The organism is Clostridium sp., from assembly GCF_018372875.1.
Lineage (GTDB): Bacteria > Bacillota > Clostridia > Clostridiales > Clostridiaceae > Clostridium.
In genome coordinates this window covers 57,783-78,677 of sequence record NZ_JAHAIF010000017.1, presented here as the reverse complement: position 1 = coordinate 78,677, position 20,895 = coordinate 57,783, and the positions used below count along the sequence as shown (strand labels likewise).

13 protein-coding genes are annotated in these 20,895 nt (G+C 29.6%); 8 read left to right on the top strand and 5 right to left on the bottom strand.

All coding sequences use genetic code 11. The features are described 5' to 3' along the window. Positions 1–83: 83 nt before the first annotated feature. Positions 84–548 (top strand): deoxyuridine 5'-triphosphate nucleotidohydrolase, encoded by a 465-nt coding sequence (locus tag KIB46_RS07705; RefSeq protein ID WP_156562246.1) that lies wholly within the window; start codon positions 84–86, stop codon positions 546–548. 58 nt (positions 549–606) lie between these two features. Here KIB46_RS07705 and KIB46_RS07700 read toward each other — a convergent pair whose 3' ends face one another. After that, complete coding sequence (locus tag KIB46_RS07700) at positions 607–2,526, bottom strand: ABC-F family ATP-binding cassette domain-containing protein (protein WP_291671347.1); 1,920 nt, start codon at positions 2,524–2,526, stop codon at positions 607–609. Positions 2,527–2,762: 236 nt separating this feature from the next. On the opposite strand from KIB46_RS07700, the gene KIB46_RS07695 reads away from it, so the two are divergent. The 4 genes from KIB46_RS07695 (at position 2,763) to KIB46_RS07680 (ending at position 15,010) form a co-directional block, all read left to right on the top strand. Further along, on the top strand, positions 2,763–3,377 hold the full coding sequence (locus KIB46_RS07695) for a TetR/AcrR family transcriptional regulator (RefSeq protein WP_156562242.1): 615 nt from the start codon (positions 2,763–2,765) through the stop codon (positions 3,375–3,377). Positions 3,378–3,388: 11 nt separating this feature from the next. Further along, positions 3,389–5,497: an MMPL family transporter gene (locus KIB46_RS07690; protein WP_291671346.1), complete on the top strand. Its 2,109-nt coding sequence runs from the start codon at positions 3,389–3,391 to the stop codon at positions 5,495–5,497. A 13-nt stretch (positions 5,498–5,510) separates the two neighbouring features. Beyond that, positions 5,511–8,117, top strand: a complete 2,607-nt coding sequence (locus KIB46_RS07685; RefSeq protein ID WP_291671345.1) for a hypothetical protein — start codon at positions 5,511–5,513, stop codon at positions 8,115–8,117. A gap of 899 nt (positions 8,118–9,016) precedes the next feature. Continuing rightward, on the top strand, positions 9,017–15,010 hold the full coding sequence (locus KIB46_RS07680; RefSeq protein WP_291671344.1) for an NPCBM/NEW2 domain-containing protein: 5,994 nt from the start codon (positions 9,017–9,019) through the stop codon (positions 15,008–15,010). Positions 15,011–15,161: 151 nt separating this feature from the next. Here KIB46_RS07680 and lnu(P) read toward each other — a convergent pair whose 3' ends face one another. After that, a complete protein-coding gene (lnu(P), locus tag KIB46_RS07675) occupies positions 15,162–15,662 on the bottom strand; it encodes a lincosamide nucleotidyltransferase Lnu(P) (protein WP_022071788.1) in 501 nt (166 codons plus the stop codon). A gap of 155 nt (positions 15,663–15,817) precedes the next feature. Beyond that, the gene (locus KIB46_RS07670; RefSeq protein ID WP_032492483.1) at positions 15,818–16,864 is read right to left on the bottom strand and encodes an IS1595-like element ISCpe8 family transposase; all 1,047 of its coding nucleotides are present in this window, start codon (positions 16,862–16,864) and stop codon (positions 15,818–15,820) included. 110 nt (positions 16,865–16,974) lie between these two features. On the opposite strand from KIB46_RS07670, the gene KIB46_RS16380 reads away from it, so the two are divergent. Beyond that, the gene (locus KIB46_RS16380; RefSeq protein ID WP_363290389.1) at positions 16,975–17,256 is read left to right on the top strand and encodes an LPXTG cell wall anchor domain-containing protein; all 282 of its coding nucleotides are present in this window, start codon (positions 16,975–16,977) and stop codon (positions 17,254–17,256) included. A gap of 208 nt (positions 17,257–17,464) precedes the next feature. Here the strand turns inward: KIB46_RS16380 and KIB46_RS07665 are convergent, their stop codons facing one another. Together KIB46_RS07665 and KIB46_RS07660 are read right to left on the bottom strand one after the other, a co-directional pair. Next, a complete protein-coding gene (locus tag KIB46_RS07665; protein ID WP_156562235.1) occupies positions 17,465–18,082 on the bottom strand; it encodes a DUF4397 domain-containing protein in 618 nt (205 codons plus the stop codon). A gap of 16 nt (positions 18,083–18,098) precedes the next feature. After that, positions 18,099–19,118: a hypothetical protein gene (locus tag KIB46_RS07660; protein WP_291671343.1), complete on the bottom strand. Its 1,020-nt coding sequence runs from the start codon at positions 19,116–19,118 to the stop codon at positions 18,099–18,101. Positions 19,119–19,255: 137 nt separating this feature from the next. On the opposite strand from KIB46_RS07660, the gene KIB46_RS07655 reads away from it, so the two are divergent. Then, a complete protein-coding gene (locus KIB46_RS07655; protein ID WP_156562233.1) occupies positions 19,256–20,557 on the top strand; it encodes an aminotransferase class V-fold PLP-dependent enzyme in 1,302 nt (433 codons plus the stop codon). Positions 20,558–20,584: 27 nt separating this feature from the next. Further along, positions 20,585–20,872, top strand: a complete 288-nt coding sequence (locus tag KIB46_RS07650; protein ID WP_156562231.1) for a hypothetical protein — start codon at positions 20,585–20,587, stop codon at positions 20,870–20,872. Positions 20,873–20,895 lie beyond the last annotated feature (23 nt).

The following is a 20,895-nucleotide window of genomic DNA, read 5'->3' as shown; positions in this document are numbered from 1 at the left end:
TTTTTTATTTTGTAGAAATATATGTCTGTTATTGTTATAATTATATTAAAATAGTCTAAAGAGTAAGGAATGGAAGATGAATTATGAAAATAAGAATAAAGTATTTTGAAGAGTCAACTAAGTTGAAAAAGATAGCAAAAGGTAACTGGATTGACGTGTATGCTAATAAGGATGTATTCGTAAAAGTTAATGAAAGAGCTATGATTCCGCTAGGGTTTGCATTAGAATTACCAAGAGGATGGGAAGCGCATCTTGCTCCAAGAAGTTCAACATTTAAAACTTGGGGAATAATTCAAACAAATTCAGTTGGTGTAGTTGATGATACATATATAGGTGATAATGATCAATGGCACATGCCTGTGTACTGTTTAGAAGGAAAAAATACAGAGAGTATAGATGGAGAAGAAATAAAGGGTACTTGGATAAGAAAAGGGGATAAAATAGCACAATTTAGAATAATGGAAGTAATGCCCGAGATAGAGTTTGATGAAGTAGAGTCTTTTGGAAATCTTGATCGTGGCGGATTTGGAAGTACAGGAGCTAAGTAAGGATAATATAGGAAATAAAGTTAAAGAGAAATTGCAGTAGCAATTTCTCTTTCTAATATTATTCAGTAATTTCTTCCCATTTCATATAAAGGTCTTCTATTTTTTCTTCAAGAATTCTTATTTCTTTATTTACTCTTTCACTTTCTGAAGGATTAGAGTATATTTCTTCTTTGCATAAATCTTCTTGAAGGGATAAAAGCAATTCTTCATTTTTACTTATTTCATCTTCTAACTTTTTAATTTGTAGTTTCTTTGCTTTTTCCTCTTTTTCCATTTCACGTTTTTTTCTTTTCTCTTCTTTTAGTTGGGTTTTAGTTTTACCATTTGCTAGTTCTTCATATGTTTCAAATCTTAATGGATTAAGCTTCTTTTCAACATAGTAACTATAGTTCCCTAAATATTCAGTAGTTCCTTCTTCCTGAAGCTCCACAATTCTGTTTATAACTTTATTTAAGAAATATCTATCATGGGAAATTACTATTAATGTACCATCATAGCTTAATATAGCTTCTTCTAAAGCTTCTCTAGATAAAATATCTAGGTGGTTAGTAGGTTCATCTAGTAATAATAAGTTGGATCTTGAAAGCATTAACTTTAGCAAGTTGATTCTACATTTCTCACCACCACTAAGTTTATTAATGGTTTTAAATACATCCTCACCAGTAAATAAGAAGGTTGCTAATGCCCCTCTAACTTGTGATGTTGTTAATTCAGGGAAGTCATCCCATACTTCATCAATTATAGTTTTATCTTCACATAAGTTAGATTGTTCTTGATCATAATATCCTATGTTTACGTTAGTACCTAATACTTTTACACCGCTATCTGCTTTAATTTTATCCATAAGAATGTTGAAGAAAGTAGTCTTACCTCTACCGTTTTCACCAATTAAGGCGATTTTCTCTCCTCTCTTTAAATCTAAGGAAAGATTAGAGAATAAATGTTTATCGCCAAAGCTCTTACTTAACTTTTCAACATGCAAAACATCATATCCACTTTTAACTGAGGTCTCAAATTTAATTTTCGCTGGTCCCTTTTCCTCATCTGGAGCATCTATTTTCTCCATTCTATCGAGGGCTTTTTCTCTACTTTCAGCAGCTCTAATACTTTTTTCTCTATTAAAAGATCTAAATTTCTCAATTATTGCTTCTTGTCTCTTTATTTCAGCTTGTTGAAGATTATATGCCTTTAGCTGTGATTCATAATCTTTTTCTCTAAGTTCTAAAAATTTTGTATAAGAAGCATTGTAGCAGTTAACATGACCATTAATTACTTGGAAAGTTCTGTTAGTTACAGAGTCAAGGAAAAATCTATCATGGGAAATAACTAAAATAGTACCTTTATAAGATTTTAAATACTCTTCAAGCCATTCAATTGCTTCTAAATCTAAGTGGTTAGTAGGCTCATCTAAAAGTAATATATCTGGTGAAAGTAATAATAATTTACATAATGCAACTCTGGTTTTTTGGCCACCACTTAACTTTGAAATTTCTTTATCAAAGTCTTCTTCGGAAAAGCCTAAACCTTTTAATACCTTATTTATTTCTCCTTTGTAAGTATATCCACCTCTATGTGAGTATAGTTCTTGTGAAGTATTATAATCATTAATTATCTTGTTGTGATAATCTGCTTTACTCTCATCATAAGGTTCATTCATTTTATTTTCTAAATCTAAAAGTTTTTCTTCTAACCTTGTTAAGTCAGAGAAAACTAAAAGCATTTCATTATATATTGTATTTTTTGTATCTAAATCCAGGTGTTGCGCTAAGTAACCTAAAGTTTTATTCTTGTCTATAAATATTTCACCATCATCAAATGAGAGTTGTTTAGAGAGAATTTTAAATAGAGTTGATTTACCCTCTCCATTTGCGCCTATGATACCAACCCTATCCCCTTCATTAATTGATAGAGTAACATCCTTTAATATTTCATCTATTCCATAGCTTTTGCTAATATTTTTACAACTTAAAACAATCATAATCTTTTCCTCCGGAATTTTATTGGGTAAACTAATATAGAAGAAAGTTTACATAAGTAAATTAATTAACCTTAACATCCTAATTAATTATACTATTGAACTTAAATCATAGCAATTTTAAACAAAAAGCAAACTTTTTAAACAAAAAGAAAATATAGCACAATATAAATTGACTGTTAGTCATAAAGGAATATAATAGAAATATAAAATGACTGATAGTCATAAAGGAGGAAGAAATGACGAGGGATAAAAGTGTAAGCAGTAAAGTAGGGGAAAAGAAAAGAAAAAAAGAAATAGAACTATTTTCTGCTGCATATGAACTGTTTACTACAAAAGGCACACAAAATACAGCAATAGATGACATAGTTAAGAGAGCAGGGGTAGCAAAAGGAACATTTTATTTATACTTTAAAGATAAGTATGACATAATCAATAGACTTATACTTCAAAAAAGTTCTCAAGTTATAAAAGAAGCAGTAGAAAAAACGGAAGAACAAAAATTAGAGAAGTTTGAAGACAGAACATTATTTTTTATTGATTATGTTATTAATTACTTTAAAGAAAATAAGCTTATGTTAAAGTTAATTAATAAAAATTTCTCCTGGGGACTATTCAGAAGAGCATTAAGAAATCCGGAGCAATATAAAGAAATGGAGGGGATAGTAGAAATCTTTATAGGAAATCTAGTTGAAAAAAATATGAATTTAGATGAAGCGGAATTGACATTGTTCATGATATTTGAGTTAGTAGGTAGTGTTTGTTATAGCTCTATAATTTTAGAAGAGCCTACAACTATAGATGAAATTAAGCCAATTCTCTTTAAGAAAGTTTTAGCTATGATAAGTTACTAAAAACGAAGGGGATGTTAAGGGTGAATAGAATTAGTAAGTTTGTTTCAGATCATGCTAAATCAGTCATAGTAGTTTCATTACTTTTATTAATCCCATCAGTGATAGGTTTCATAAATACAAGAGTAAATTATGACTTATTAAGTTATTTACCTCAGAACTTAGATTCAACAAAGGGAGAGGACATCTTGGACAAAACTTATTCCGATGCGTCGATAGGTATTGTTATAGTAGAAGGAATGGAAAATAAAGATATTAACATTTTAAAAGATAAAATTGAAGAGGTGGATGGTGTCACTACAACATTAGGATTAACTGATGTGTTAGATGAAAGTATCCCTAAGGATATTTTACCTGATGAGATAAAAAATCAACTTTATAATGAAGATTCAACAATGTTTGTTATAAAGTTTGATGGGGCACCAGGATCCGATTCAACTATAAATGGCATTTCTAAAGTTAAAAAAATATTAAATAAGCAATGTTTTCTTAGTGGAATGTCTGCAATTATGGAGGATACAAAAGAGCTTGCCGAACATGAAGCTCCATTTTACGTTTTAATTGCAGTAGCATTGTCAATTGTAGTTTTATTAATTTCAATGGAATCTACAGTTGTACCAATTATATTCTTAGTTTCAATAGGAATAGGTATTGTGTATAATTTAGGAACTAACCTATTTCTAGGTGAAATATCTTATATAACTAAAGCACTAGCAGCTGTACTTCAATTAGGGGTAACTATGGATTACTCTATATTCTTGATGCATAGGTATGATGAAGAAAGAGGTAAGTGGAGTACTAAAGAAGAGGCCATGACCCAAGCTATAAAAGCAACAATGACTTCTATATCAGGAAGTTCCCTTACAACAATAGCAGGATTCTTAGCTCTTTGTACAATGGACTTAGCATTGGGCAAAGATATAGGTCTTGTTATGGCGAAAGGAGTTGTGATTGGCGTAATATGTGCAATTACAATATTACCTGCATTTGTTTTAGTTTTCGATAAAGCAATTCATAAATTCAAGCATAAAACAATAATTCCAGAGTTTAAAAAGGTATCAACCTTAGTAACAAAGCATCATAAAGCATTTATAGTAGCATTTTTGGTAATAATGCTTCCAGCATTTTTTGGACAAGCAAACGCAAAGGTATATTATAACCTAGATGAAACATTAAAACCTGATATGTCTTCAATAGTTGCTCTTAATAAAATGAAGGATAATTTTAATATGACATCTACACATTTTATAATCGTTAAAGATGATATTAAGAGTTATAAGATGAAAGAGATGACAGATAGAATAGAAAATTTAGAAGGTGTAACTACAGTATTATCATATGATAAATTTATTGGACCTAATATTCCAGAAGATTTTATTCCAAGAGATATAAAAGAAATATTTAAACAAGGTGGATATAATCTTTTGCTAGTTAATTCTGAGTATAAATCTGCATCAGATGAACTTAACAATCAAATTTTAGAGATGACAGATATAGTTAAGAGTTATGATGAAGGTGCAATGGTAACAGGAGAGGGAGCATTAACTAAAGATTTAACTACAATTGCAGATCAAGATTTTAAGAATGTATCAGTTGCATCTATAGCAGCTATATTTGTAATTATTTTAATTGTGTTTAAATCAGTGTCAATACCAGTTTTACTAGTTTCTGCAATAGAATTTGCAATATTTATAAATATGGGTATTCCATACTACACAGGAACAGTTATTCCATTTGTAGCCAGTATAGTAATAGGAACTATTCAATTAGGGGCTACAGTTGATTATGCTATTTTGTTAACTTCTAGATTTAGGGAAGAAATGAGAAATGGATATGAAAAGAAAGAAGCAATGAGAATAGCAGTACAAGAGTCAGCGAAGTCTATAGTAACAAGTGGATTAACATTTTTTGGAGCTACAGGTGGTGTAGCATTAGTATCTGATATGGCATTAATTAAGAGCTTATGCTTCTTAATGGCTAGGGGAGCAATTATTAGTATGATAGTTATAATATTTGTTTTACCTGCACTGTTATTAATAAGTGAAGGCATTATTGATAAGACAACAAAAGGTTGGAAAATTAATAAACTTGACTCTATAGAGCCAAAGAAAGTTGCTATGTAGGGAGGAATTGAATATGAGAAAAGCAATGTCTAAGAAGGTTGTTGCATTAGTAGTGGCAGCAACAATAATGAGTACAACAGTAGTACCAGCAGTAGAAATAAAAAAGGATGAGTCTGTATTTGTAAATTTAAGTTCAGATGGAAAATTAGAAAAGAGCACAGTATCTAATTGGATACATTCAAGCGAGTCAAATTTAGAGGTTAAAGACAAATCTTCTTTAAGTGATATAAAAAATGTAAAGACTGATGATGAACCAGTTAAAGATGGTGAAAATTTAACTTGGAAGGTAGAGGGCAGTGATATATATTATCAAGGAAAAACTGACAAAGAGTTACCTTTAGATGTAAGTATAAAGTATTCATTAGATGGAGAAGAAATTAAAGCAGAAGATTTAGCAGGAAAATCAGGTAGGGTTAAAATTGAATTAGAAATAAAGAATAAGATTTATAAAGAGACAAGCATAAATGGTAAAACTAGAAAGATATATACACCTTTTACAACAGCATCTTCTATTATATTGCCAGTGGATAAGTTTAAGAATGTTAAAAGTGATGGTGGTGTAATAATTTCTGAAGGAAATAATAATATAATTGGCTTTGTTGCATTTCCAGGCTTGCAAGAAAGTCTAGGAATAGATAATTTAGATATTGGAGTAGACTTAAAGGATAAATTAGTTGTAGAAGCAGATGTAGATAATTTTGAAATGGGTCCAATAATGATAACTGCAACACCTGAACTACCAGATTTAAGTGCACTAGACAAGGCTAACTCTATTGATGAGTTAAAAGATTCATTGAATCAATTAAAAGATGGTAGTGATAAGTTATTAGATGGAACTGGAAAGTTAAAAGATGGAATAGATCTAGCAAAGACAAAACTTATTACAGCTAGTAATTTGTTAAAAACTCAAAGTTTACAAGAAAAAATATCATTAATAACTAATGAAGATAAAACTGAAAGAGCTAGGAAATTAATAAAGGATGCATATTTTGCTAAAGATATAGATTTTTATCAAGCAAATGTATTGATTTCTATGTTAAATGCTGAAAATGTTAATAAAGCTATGATACTAATGGAAGACTATCAAAGGCTTGCAACTAAAGAGAATAAGGAACTATTATCGTCCACTTTAAATATGGTAGAAGATTTAGAAAAGGATAATAATTTTACTAGATTAATGTCAGATATAATTAAGACAAAAGATGGATATGATAGCATTGACCAAACTACAAAGATAAAGATACAACAACTTTTATTTCAAATAAATCCTACAAATATAAAGGCTGTACAAGGATTACTAGTAGATGTTAATGCTGCTAAAACAGCTACTTCTCCTATTATAGAAGAGATAAGTAGAGAGATAAAGAGTGCAGGAGGAACCTCAAATTACCTTTATGGGTTAAATAAGAATTTAAAAACAGCATCATCACTTATAGATAGTTCTAGCAAATTAGAAAGCTTGCAAGGAGATATGACAGCATATGCATCATCTTATATGATACTAAAAGCTCAGTTAGCAGCTGCTGCATCACAAGGTGGAGAAACAGGATTTGCCCAAAAGAAAGAGGAATTAAAATATATGATTAATGTTGTATATTCTCAAAGTAGTACAGAAGTTGCAAAATCATTAACTAACTACATTGATAGTTTAAATATATCTTCTGTAAGTTCTAATGCTTTAGCACAAGATGGAGCAAAAATTAATGAATATAATTCAATACTACCTTCTCTTGTTCAAGGTGTAAAGTCTATGGAGAGTATGAAACCATTAATAGATACTACAAGTAGTGTACTATCAAATCAAGATAGTGTTAATGCTCTAGGTAAATTCTTTAATGATGTTAATGACCCAACAACTCAAGGATTAATTAAGTCCTTTGGGGAGGGAATAATGAGCTTATCGGATGAAGATTTATCTGCAATAGGAGAAACATTAAATAATATAGATAATTTAGCAAAGGATTTGGAAACTAATAAGTCTAATATTGAAAATATAACTGAATTGGTAAGTGGATTAAGTAATAATACTGAATTAAAAAATAATCTGTTTAAGTTTAAAGCTGATATAGAAAGCTCTAGTGAATTGATTTCAGAATTAGAGGGACTATTAAAAGATACAAAGCCTAGCGATGTTGAAAAAATTAGAAGCTTATCTTCACAATTAATGTCTATGCAAAATGATTTGAAAAATAGTGAGGATATATTAAGAATTACTAATGATGCATTAAGGAGCGGTAATGTATCCCAAGCAAGAAATTTAATTTCTGCACTACCATCACTAGAAAAGGGAATAAGTGAATTGTCTATAGGAAGTAAAGAGTTAAGTGATGGAATGAAGACTTTCCATGATAATGGAATAAATAAATTATATACAGAAGGTAATAATACTATATCTTCAATAGATGATGTAATTGCAGTAAAGGATGAATTAGTTAAAGCTTCAAAAGAGTTTTCTTCCTTTACAGGTAAGGGAGAAGAGATGGACGGAAGTGTTAAGTTCATTATGAAGACAGATGAAGTAAAAGTAGAAGATAAAGCAAAAGAAGAAAAGAAGGAAGTTAAGGAAGAAAAGAAAGGCTTTTTTGCATGGCTTAAGAGCTTAATATTTGGAGAAGATTAGTAAAAAGAAGTTCGCTTTGTGAACTTCTTTCTGGACTGCTGACAAAGTGTCAGCAGTCTTAAGTTATATACAAATATATAATTCTCAAAAGAAGATTATGGATGAGTAAAGTATATTTTTTCATTGTTTCAGTTGTGGATAAAGTAGCAAAATTGGATTTTTGCTCCAATAACATTATCTATCTCCTAAGGCTCAAATTCTACACGGCATCTATATCTAATGAATCTTCAGATATGCTAGGGCAAAGTTTTTTCTTGCGTTTATTTACTTTAGAAGGCTCTCTATTTCTGCGTGGTTTTATTGGTAAATCTGTATTTTTACATTAACTATATCAATTTTAGTTAATATTTAAGTGGTTCATAGTGATTATCCTTAGTGTATGTTTTGGTTTAGCGATTAAATCATAACACAGAATAATCCACTATGGATTTTTTATTAGTTCAATTTCATTTATAATGAGAAATTTCATCAGTAGCAGTTGGAGGATTAGCAGTTGTAATTATTGGAGCAGGCGTAGTTTTAAGAAATATAAAATATTAATCTTTTATATGAAATAAAGTAATATTTCATGATTATAGGTACCTATGATAATTATCTCGATAAGATAAAAATAAATTAGTAATTTTAAATTTAAAATCCCCTCAGCTAATATAAAGATTTGATTAAGGAGATTTTTATAATAACATATTAAGAATGTTTTGATTAAAAAATTTGATATATTAGTTAATAAATTTATATAGATTAACTGTTAGATAAATGATACAATTTAGTAAATGTTTACATAAACATTAAGTGGGAAAATTTATTATTAGGGGGGAGTTTATTAGGAAAATTATAACTATATTACACAAGTGGTGAAGGTAAATAATTATGTTTAATGTTGGGAAGGAGAGTAATTTATGAAAAAGAATAATAGGGTAATAGCATCTATTATAGTTTTTTTTATGGTAATTAATATTTGCATGAATATATTTATAGATAGAGTGTCTGCAAGTACTATAGATAAAAAAACTACGATAATAGATGTTACTGATTTTGGTGCAGACCCAAGTGGTAAAAATGATAGTACTATCGCAATTCAGAAAGCTTTAGAAGCGGCAAAGGAAATCGATGGAAGTGTTACTTTAAGTTTTCCACATGGAGAATATGATTTTTATAAGGATTATGCATCTCAACGTCAGTATCATACATCCAACACTAGTAGTTTAGATAATCCGACAAAATGGATTGGTATTTTAATTGAGGATCAAAAAGATCTTACAATTGAGGGAAATGGATCTCTTTTTAATATGCATGGTGACATAATGGCAATTGCTGTTGTTCGTTCAGAAAATGTTGTTTTACAGAATTTTGTATTAGACTATGAAGTTCCTGATACGATGGATATTACATTTGTTGGACAAGGTGAAGAAGATGGAAAACCGTATACTGATATTTATGTTCCGGCAAATTATAATTATGAAATTTCTGAAGATAGAAAGCATATAACATGGTTAAGTGAAAATAGTCCATATACAGGGAAACCTTATTGGTCAGACCAAGATACTCTTGGTGGGTATCTAGTTATATATAAGGGCTATGATGAAACTGTAAGAAGACATCAAACTAAAGTAATATATGAGGGAAAAGAATATCTTGATGCGGATCCATTTGTAGGATTAGAAGAAATTGTTGAACAAGGCGAAAATATATTACGATTTAAATATAAAGATAGAAGACCAAATGATCAAGAGTCAGGTAATGTAGCATTGCTTAGCAATTCAGCTAGAAGAAGAACAGCAGGGGCATTTATTTGGGAAAGTAAAGATACATTAGTTAAAGATATAGATGTTCATTATTTAAGTGGATTTGGTTGGCTAACTCAAATGAGTGAAAATACTGAGTTTAATGGAGTTGATTTTCTACCTAGAGAAGGAACTGGGAAGTATACTACAAGTAATGCTGATCAAATTCATGTAGCTGGCGCTAGTGGATATTTTAATGTAATAGGTTGTAATTTTTCTATGGCACATGATGATCCTATAAACGTACATGGGACATACCTTCGTGTTGAGGAGGTAATAGATAATAAAACTTTAAAGTTAAAATATATACATTCCCAACAAGGTGGATTCCAACCATACTTTCCAGGAGATGAAGTGGCGTTTTATAGTAGACTAAATTTAGAAGTTCCGACTGGTGCAAATGAAGGTGATACTTTTACTGTAAAAGATGTGATTAATCCAGGTGAAGATTATAATGGTGAAAAGTTAAGTATGAGGGAATCAGTTGTAATTTTTGATGAGCCTTTTAATGAAGAGGTATTAAATTCACTAAAAGTCAAAATAAAAAGAGGAACAGATCCTAATGCGAATGTAGATGTGGAGCCATTATATGTTGCTGAAAATGTAACTTATGCTCCAAATGTTCATATAAAGGGAAATGTTATGCGATCTATACCAACAAGAGGTATATTATGTACAACTAGAAACGAAGTTATAATTGAAGACAATGTTTTTGAAAGTCTTGCTATGGCTAGTATATATCTTTCAAACGATGCTGATTATTGGTATGAATCTGGTCCTATTCGAAATATGACAATTCGAAATAATACATTTAATGTAAAGCCTACTGGTCAAACGGAATGGGGAACAGTAAGTCCGATATTTGTTGATCCGGTTGTAGTAAATCAGGCTGTTGCAGCTCCAGGATATACGCTACCAGAGGTAAAAGGAGATCCTATACATCAAAATATTACAATTGATAGAAATACATTTAATATGGCTGCATTTAATTTAATAACAGCAAAAGGTGTTAAGGGGATGAATTTCACTAATAATAAAATAGTTCGTGATGGTGCAAGCATGGGGTTAGAATTATCTGCTGACAATAATAACTTAGCTGTTGGAGAATCAACAAAGGTACAGGCTGTAGCAGATGAAACAATTTTAGATGTAGATGCATTTATATTTGAAAATTGTAAAGATATCAATATAGAAAATAATACTTATGATTTTGGTATAAATATGAATGTTAAACTTAAAGGAATGGATATCAACGAACTTAAAATTAAAGGAGATAAGCTTTCTGTAAATGGTCCTCCTAATATTACTACTGTAGATGATAAAATTCAATTAGCCTCATTAAATCCAGAAATAGTTAAAATAGATGAAGATAAAAATGCAGTAGCATTAAAAGAAGGGACTGCAGAGCTTATTGCTTATTATAATTGGGAAGGTCATTTAATAAAATCAGAGCCAATAGAAATAAATGTAGTAGGTGGATCAAAGATTGATTCTCTTACAATTATTGGCGATAAATTGATAAATAGTCGAAATGCAAGTATTAATCTTACTACAGATTATACAGGGGAAGAAAATATAAAATGGTCAGTAGAAGATGCTATAACTGGACTGAATACTAATGGAGCTTCAATAGATGAAAATGGAACTATAACTGGTTATAAAGATGGTATATATAAAGTTAAAGCTTCAGTAGCAGGAGTAAATGATACTAAGATTGTTGTAGTATCACTTCCAGATAGTTTTGGTATAAAGGGTGAAAATAATGTAGCTCTTAAAGAAGGATTTAATGTAGTTGGAGAAAATTCATCAAAATGGGATGGTAATGGAGAAGAAGATCAAGTGGTAATCACTGGGGAAATGGGAGATCTTTATGGTGGTAACAATAGTGCTAAGAATATTATAACTTATGATATCCCAGACAATATTCCGAAGGATGATATAAGGGTACAAGTAACAATAGATGGATTACCTAAAAATGGAGAAAGTTATAATTCGGCAGGACTATTGCTATATAAAGATAACGATAACTATGTTAGGGTAGGAACAAAAGGTCATCAAAGTAACATTGCATTAGATAATGAAATTGCTGCAAATGATATAGAATCAACATTTGGCCAAAAATTAACCGGTAGAAAGGCTACGTTTGAAATTGAAAAATTAAATGGAAAAATTAAAGTGCGTTATAAAGATGTTGATGGGAATGGAGAATGGTCATCACAATATACAGTAGGAGAAAATATTGGGCTTGGGGATGACTATAAAATTGCTTTCGTAGCATGGACTAAAGATGTAGTTCCAATGGTAGCAACCTTCTCAAATTTAAAGGTTGGAGTAGCTTCAGAAGTAGATACAGAAGATTTAGAAGTTCAAGATGGAGTTGCTATATTTGAAGGTATGATTAATAACGCACCAACTATAGAAAATGAAACTATTACTAGAAATCCAGTTATTGGAGATACAGTAAATGTAACTTATGACTATGTTGATGTTGAAAATCATGACAATAGATCATCTTTATATGCGTGGACATATACAAAGAATGGTAGTACTGTCACTGAATATACATTTACTCCGAGCTTTAAGACAAAAGCACTAGGTAAATTAGAGTGTGAAATTTATGTTACAGATAAATATGGTAAACCAAATAAAGAAGCTGTAACTTTAGTAACTGAAGTTAATAAAAATTCAGAAGAAAGCTATTTGTTAAAATCTTTATGTATTAATGGCAATGCAATAAAAGAATTTGATAAAGATAAGTATAAATATAACTATGATATTCCTAAAGAGGTAAAGAAGTTTAATTTGTCGTATGATCTTGTTAATGAATCCTTAGGAACAGTTAAGGTTGTAGATTCGAATGGTATCCCTTTAGTTGAAAAGAATGGAGCTTATACATTACCGGAAGATAAAATTGTTAAGATATTAAGATTAGATGGAGATGTAGTAAAAGCAACTTATGTAATTAATTTTGTATCATATTTAAGTAATAAAGCAGGTATTTCAAACCCTTCTATAGCTGGTGAGAAAGCTGAAGTAATTAAAGAAAATGTAGATAGTTACTTTGTTTCTTTATCAGATGATAGAAATATAGAGAAATTAAGCTTTGATGTAGATAATGGAGTTAATGATGTTAAAGTATATCGTTCGTTCTATATGAATCCAATAGGTGGAATATTAGAAGGAAATAAATATAGTACAGAAGATATTGATTTATATAGTGGGTTAAATATCTTTAATATTGATGTTACAGCTGAAGATGGTTTTGTTAGAAGACATAGAGTGCATGTATTCCGTTCAGGATATAACGATTCTTATTTAACAGGTATAAATATAGATGGTAAATTAATAGAAGGATTTGATAAAGATAAGACAGAATATAGAGTATGTATTAATTCTGAAGAAGCAAAGGAATTATTAATAGATGCATCAGCAGTTACTAATAAAGATGTTATGACAAGCATTACAGTTAATGGAGTAAGAACTGAAGGGGAAAGTAGATTAGCAGATAACCTTAAATCAGGGTTAAATACTGTTGTTATTTCGGTAAAGGCAGAAGACTTAGTTACAACTACTAATTATACTTTAAATATTATTGTTGAATCAGAAGAAAATGCTAATTTACTAGATATTACTTCAGATGATATAGTATTTTTACCTAAGTTTAATCCAGAAAATTTAAATTATACTGCTAAAACAAATAAAGAAGAGTTTAAACTTACAGCAACAACACAGCATAGTGATGCAAAAGTGGAGATTATAGCTGGTAAAGAAAAGTTTGAAGGTGTATCTTCAGTAACTGGAACAATTAAGTTATACGAAGGATTGAATGATGTGTTGGTTAAGGTAACCTCACCTAATAATACGGTTAAGACATATACTATAGTTGTAGATGCAAATGGATATCATTATTTGTCAGACTTAAAAGCAGATTTCGTTGAAGTTGGCTATGGCAATTTAGAACTTGATAAAAGTAGTAGCGGTGGAACAATTAGATTGCCAGATGAAAATGGAAATGCCATATCTTATGAAAAGGGATTAGGAGCTCATGCAACATCAAGGTTAGTTTATAATATTGAAGGTAAAGGATATACAAGGTTTAAGAGTTTTGTAGGAATAGATTATTATCAATATGAGAATCCAATAGCTACAAGTTCAGTAACATTTAAGGTTTATTTTGATGAAAATACTGAACCAGCTTGGATAAGTGAAGAGATGAGGAGAGATTCGGCAGCGGTAGAAATCGATCTTGATATAACTAATGTAAATAAAATTACATTAGTTGCAGATGCAGGTTCTAATAATGGATATGATCACGCTAATTGGGCAGATGCTAAATTTGAGAAAAGTATAAGTAAAGCACCAATAGAGGAATTAATTGCTGAGTTGGAAAAATTAATAGAGAAGGCAGATGCAATTGATGAATCTTTATATACTACTGAGAGTGTAAAAATATTTAAGGGAGCTATTGAAAGATCAAAAGAGGTATTGATAAATACTAAAGCTACTTATAGTGAAATTGGGTTAGCAATAATTGAATTAAAGGAAGCAATGGATAACCTTGTTCCTAAAGATGATACTCAAGTAGAAGCTGATAAGACAGTATTAGAAATGGTTATAGATTATGCTGAGGATGTGAAATCAAAAGGAGCTCTTAAAGATGTTGATCCAGCAGTAGGTAAAGAGTTTGAAGAGGCATTAGAAAATGCTAAAGCTGTTTTAGCAGATAAAAGTGCTACAGAATTTCAAGTTGATGAGGCTTCAAAGAGATTAGTTAGTGTAATTAATATGCTAGAGTTTAAGAAAGGTGATAAAGAACAACTTGAAAAATTAGTTACAATAATAAAAGCTTTAAATGAAAGCAGATATATACCATCAACTTGGTCTAAACTTCAAGTTGAACTTGAAAAAGCTAATAAAGTAATATTAGATGAAAATGCAATGGAAGCAGAAGTAAAAGATGCGTACAATAAGTTAATTAAAGCTTATTTAGATTTAAGAATATTACCAGACAAATCTAAGTTAGAAGAATTAATAAATAAAGCTGAGTTAATAGACACATCTAAGTATACTAAGGAAAGTGTTGATGAACTTAATAAAAGGCTATGTTAGCTATCTTCGTGATAGATATGACATAAAAACAACCACGCCTTAGATTTTTCAATACATTGAATTATAAGATGTGGTTGTTTTTATGACTTATTATAAATTCTTCGTGATATAGTAATATTATTAAATCTAAAGATTATAATTTATCGCTAATTTAAAAATTTTCATATTCTTTAGGTATCGGAATGTTAAATTCTTTACATAATAATTTTACATCATGAATATCACTTTCTCCAAATTCATACCCTAAGTGAAATAAGACTTGATTTTTAGCATTTATACAAGAAACCATAATATTTCCTATTTTTCCAACACCATCGAATATATTTTTTTGAAAAACTTCGCCTTCATAACATATGGTTCCATCACAGTTATCTTTAAACATGTGTAAATCAATAATTCGTAATTTATTATCAGACCAAATAGTATGCACTTCACTTGTATACTCCACTACAATTTCATTAAATCCTTTATTTTTAATTATTTCAATAAATTTATTATAGTTTTTTTCTTCTACAAATAAATCAATGTCATTATGCTGACGTGTTTCTTTTCCAAGTAAAGCATCTACACCCCAACCACCATCTAACCATATTTCTATATTATTATTATATGCCCAACTCAATATTTCACAAGCATCATTTATTCCAATCACTTTATCACCTCTAGAAATTTCTATTTATATATAATATTAATAATATCTTCACTTCACATTATATAACAATTGTGAACTTAATTATATTATACAAAGTATTCGATTATTTTCCAATTATAAAATGGTTTCATTAATTCTAAGTAAAGTTCCTTATTTTATATTAACTCAATGAATCTATTTCTAATAGTGGCTCTAGTTACATAAGTATCCTTAGTAGCTACATTCACTAGCATATCTTTAATTCGGTCATTCTTTTTATTTTTCTTACTTAGTTGTAGAAATTTAAACCAAGCCAAATAATTATTGATATATTTTGTGGATACACCATTAAAAGTCATTAACCATCTCTTAAAGCTACTGTGAAGAGCATTTATATGCTGTAAATGATAAACACTATCTATCATTGATTTTCCCCTAGGAACTTGCTTTAACTCTATATTCAACTTATCCTTTATTGCCATATATGATTTATGTGAATCTACGCAAAAAGTAGCATCTTCACATATTTTATTGTCAAAGAAGTTAATTATTTGATTTGTTGTAATTCTGCCATTACAAACAGCACTCATAAGGATATTTCCTTTTCTATCAATTGCTGTCTCTATGCAAATCTGCTCTTTTGATATTCCTCTTTTCTTCTTATCATTTTTACCTTTACCTCTTTTTCTAGGATTTCTAGGCATTACAAATGTAGTACTTTTAGAATGATTCCCTTTAAAAGACTCCTTAATAAAGCATTCATCTACTTCAACTATACCTTCAACTTTATCATTTTTTAATGATAAATTGATTACATCAAGTATCCTATGACGCATGTAAAAAGACGTTTTAACACCTACTCCTACTTCTTCAGCACATTTTCTTATAGAAAGTCCTAATATCATTAATTCGCAGTATTTTATCCATTTATCTAACCCTAATTTTGTATTAGAGAATGGGGACATAGTAAACTCATCAAAACTTGTACGACAACGTTTACATATATATCTTTGTCTTCCATTAGATTTCCCATTTTTATTTACATCTTTACATTGACATTTTGGGCACTCGTATCCTTTAGAAAATCTACTTTCTTTAACATTATCTCTAATTTCAGAAGAATTAAATAAAGTACTTAATACTTCTTGTGCTACTGAAATTAACTCTGTAAGTTCATTCTTTTTTAAATCTTTTATCATAGCTTTTATATCTATTTTTGACATAATATTAGGTATCCTTTCTGTAAATTAGTTGAAATATAGTCTATACCTATATTATAGCCTATTTTAGATATAATTAATCACAAAGTTAGCTAACATAGCCTAATAAAAAAATAAAAGAAGCTATTAAGGTTTTAGATAATAAAGAAGCTACTCAACAAGAAGTAGATGAAGCGTTAAAAGGCTTAGAGTTAGCTTTAGGTAGTTTAGAATTAGCACAAGGAAATAACAATAATAATAGCGGAAATACAGACAATGATAATACTAATAATGATAGTAGTGATAATAATGTTAATGATAACTTGCCTGCAACAGGTGATAGCTCGACATTTGCATTAGTAGTAAGTGCAGCATTACTTCTTGGTTCTGGATTTGTACTAAAAAAAAGAAAGTAATTTAAATTATTAGGGCCCTACAGATTTTTCTTTAGGGCCTAATTATTTACCAATAAATATTATGTAGATATTAATAACGATAAGAAAGATAAAAATAATAGATATAACAAAGTAAAAGGAAATAATTATTGTGAAAGGAAAAAATACGAATAAGAGTTAGCAAGAAAAAATAGTAAAAAAGAAGTTCGCAAAGCGAACTTCTTTTTTACTATTTTTTTGTACCATCTTTTTCAAATAAAGAACCTATTTGTGGAGTGTCATCAAATAATCCTATTATAAATAAGGTGTGAAATAAACCATCTGTTAATGTGGTTTCACTTATGAACTTACTTAATGCTGTAGCATCAGTAGCTTCAACTTTAAAATTATATATACCAGGAGATAGTAGATAATATCCTGTTGTCTCTAAATATTCAACACCATTGAATAGAGTATCACCATTTGGTAAAGATAATGTTAGTAAAGGTGAATCAGGTGATAAATTTATGAATCTTAAATAAGATTCATTAGCTGAACTTGTTGGAGTACCATCTTTTAGTTTTAGTAATTGTAATGTACTTTCAAGTAATACAATGCAAAGTGTTGAGGTTGTATTAGGTTCTATATCTATGGTTTCAGTATATATAGGATTGTCATAGGTACCAGCTTTATATATTTGAATCTCATTATTTCCAGGATTAATGTTGTAATATTCAGTTATATTGCTGAAAGATATATTCATAGCAAGTGGGTTACCATTACTATAAATATCAATATTGCCTGCACCGGGTGCAGCGTGTAATAGTCTAATTGTAGATGTTATTCTAGGAAGAAATTCATTAAACATAATTATAACCTTTCACCTACTTTTTACAATAACGCATTGTTATTTTAATAATACGCCTTATGATTAGTTTAGCAATTGGCGAGGGAATATTATAGGCTTCAAGCAAAGATAATATTCCAGGACAGTCATTTTCAATTTCTTTGTATAGCTTATTAATATCATCATCCTTACAACATCTAATTAAATCAATATCTTCATCAACGTCTAAATTCAAGCTTCTTAGTAACTCAGCTGGATTTTTAACGTTAGTGTTATTGGTGATATTGTTATTCATATTATTAGTAGATGTATTAGGCGTATTATTTGATGTATCAGTAGTATTTACATTTGAATTATTGTAAGAATACAAAATATCTGAACTAGTATCATCAGGATACTGAATACTTAAATCCTTGTTTTGAGGAGAGTTAGGGTTATTAATAAGATTTGGTGTATAGCCTGAATTATTAGCATAACTTGGGTTAGTACCAGTACCTTGACTTTGTGAATTCATGGTGTTCATATTATTAGCATTATATTTTGAAGAAGGTAATCCACCAGCATAGCTATTAGTATTATTGTTAGATTGATTAGAATAATTATTGTTATAATTAGCAGAAAGTTGTTCACCATACCCCATGCTACTTGGATTTGTATCTATTCCTTGATTGGTAGGAGTATTATTTTGTGGATTATAGTAAGCAGAAAGTTGTTCACCATAGCTCATACTACTTGGGTTGGTATCTATTGATTGACTAGGTAATTGCCATGTATTAATAGGTTTATTATATCCCATATAATTTTGATTAGGATATAAATTAGGTTGCTGAGGTTGCATATTCATATTTGGATTAACTCCTAAATTAGGAAGATTTAATTGAGAATTCATTTGAGGTGTCATAATCATACTATTAGGAATATTATTAACTGATGAACCATCAAACAGATTCTGGGGTGTCCATCCAATTAGTGGAGAAGGAGCAGTAAAAGGTACAAAAGTCAGGTCATCATCTGATTTTCTATAACTGGATGGCATATATTTTTCATCGGGTTTCATTTCTTACCTCCAAAAGAATGTTTAATATAATTATATGACTTAAAAAGTCACTTGTTACCTTAAATATTATGAGTTTGTAACCTTTCATAGAACATAGAACCTAAATATAGATTTTTGAATAAGATATAGTGGAGGAGATGCATATGAATGAAAAAGTGGTTAACTTTCATGATATATTAATGGGAGTAGACTCTAAGGTGGAAATCCTAGGAGGGGTTAAAATTAGGGCGGTAAATTTTGATAATGCAGCAACAACTCCGCCATTTAAATGTGTTTTAGATTCTATTATTAATTTAAGTGAGTATTATGGGTCCATAGGCAGAGGTGCAGGACAAAAAGCTGAAGTTACAACTAGAATCTATAATGAAACTAGAGAGTATCTATTGGATTTTTTTAATATAAAAGATAAAGAAAAATATACAGTAATATATGTAAATAATGCAACAGATGGTATTAATACTTTGGCAAGAGTTTTAATTAAAGATAAAAATGATGTTGTTATATCTACAAGAATGGAGCATCACTCTAACGATTTACCATGGAGAAGACAGTGCAAGGTAGACTACATTGAAGTAGATGAACTTGGTAGGTTAAAAATTCATGAGTTAGAAGAAAAGCTTATAAAATATAAAGGTAGAGTAAAGTATGTTACAGTAACTGGAGCATCAAATGTAACAGGATATATAAATGATATTCATAAAATAGCACAAGTTGTCCATAAATATAAAGCAAAGATAATAGTTGATGGAGCACAACTGGTTCCTCATATTAGGGTGGATATGAGTGGAAAAGATAAAGATGAAAGTATCGATTTTTTAGTTTTTTCAGGTCATAAATTATATGCACCATTTGGATCTGGTGTAATTGTTGGATTGAAGAATGAGTTTGAAGAAAAAGTTCCAGATAATGAAGGTGGAGGGACTGTAAATATAGTACTAGATAAATCTATAGAATATTTACCTCCCCCAGAAAAAGATGAAGCAGGGTCTCCAAATTATTTTGGAGTAATAGCAATTACAAAAGCATTAGAAGAACTTGATAAGATTGGTTTTGATAATATAAAGAACCATGAAATTCATCTAAGAGATAGGTTGTTATGTGGATTGTGCTCTATACCAAGAGTTAAGACCTATGGGGATATAGTAAATAGGGAAGATAGATTAGGTATTGGAGTATTTAATATAGATTCCATCTATCATCAAAAAGTTGCAGAAAAACTAGCAAAACATTATGGTATATCAGTAAGACAAGGTTGGTTCTGTGCACATCCTTATTGTAGAAGACTAATGAATATAAGCGAAAAAGATACTTTGATGTTGATGAATGATAAAGATAAAGGAATGCCAGGAATGATAAGAGCAAGTTTTGGAATATATAATGATATTAGTGAAGTTGATTATTTTTTAAATGCAGTAGAAGATATTTCTATGAAAAAATAGAAGCTAAAATTTTTTGGGGGGAGGGGTATGACAAAGAAATGTGAGAGATGTCTGTATAATATAAGTATTGCCCAAGTATTAGAACAAGAAAAAGTTAACGAAATTATATGTCCTAACTGTGGTAGAAAACTAGTGGCTACAGATTTAAGTAAAGTTGTAACTCTAAGCTTTTTTTTAATGCTTTCTGTAATCTTTTGGATACTTCCCTTGAAAATTATAAGTAAATTATGTATTCAAATTGTATGGGCTATAATTTCCGTATATTACTTGCCAGTGTTTTTATATATTTATAAAGAAAAAGATGAAGAGGATTAATAAATCCTCTTCAAATTATATGT

Bases quoted from the DNA above. Each gene is read 5' to 3' on its own strand.
- KIB46_RS07660 (WP_291671343.1), bottom strand. From the start codon at position 19,118: ATGAAACCCGATGAAAAATATATGCCATCCAGTTATAGAAAATCAGAT.
- KIB46_RS07705 (WP_156562246.1), top strand. From the start codon at position 84: ATGAAAATAAGAATAAAGTATTTTGAAGAGTCAACTAAGTTGAAAAAG.
- KIB46_RS07680 (WP_291671344.1), top strand. From the start codon at position 9,017: ATGAAAAAGAATAATAGGGTAATAGCATCTATTATAGTTTTTTTTATG.
- KIB46_RS07655 (WP_156562233.1), top strand. From the start codon at position 19,256: ATGCATATGAATGAAAAAGTGGTTAACTTTCATGATATATTAATGGGA.
- KIB46_RS07685 (WP_291671345.1), top strand. From the start codon at position 5,511: ATGAGAAAAGCAATGTCTAAGAAGGTTGTTGCATTAGTAGTGGCAGCA.
- KIB46_RS07690 (WP_291671346.1), top strand. From the start codon at position 3,389: ATGTTAAGGGTGAATAGAATTAGTAAGTTTGTTTCAGATCATGCTAAA.
- KIB46_RS07695 (WP_156562242.1), top strand. From the start codon at position 2,763: ATGACGAGGGATAAAAGTGTAAGCAGTAAAGTAGGGGAAAAGAAAAGA.
- KIB46_RS07665 (WP_156562235.1), bottom strand. From the start codon at position 18,082: ATGTTTAATGAATTTCTTCCTAGAATAACATCTACAATTAGACTATTA.
- KIB46_RS07670 (WP_032492483.1), bottom strand. From the start codon at position 16,864: ATGTCAAAAATAGATATAAAAGCTATGATAAAAGATTTAAAAAAGAAT.
- KIB46_RS07700 (WP_291671347.1), bottom strand. From the start codon at position 2,526: ATGATTGTTTTAAGTTGTAAAAATATTAGCAAAAGCTATGGAATAGAT.
- KIB46_RS07650 (WP_156562231.1), top strand. From the start codon at position 20,585: ATGACAAAGAAATGTGAGAGATGTCTGTATAATATAAGTATTGCCCAA.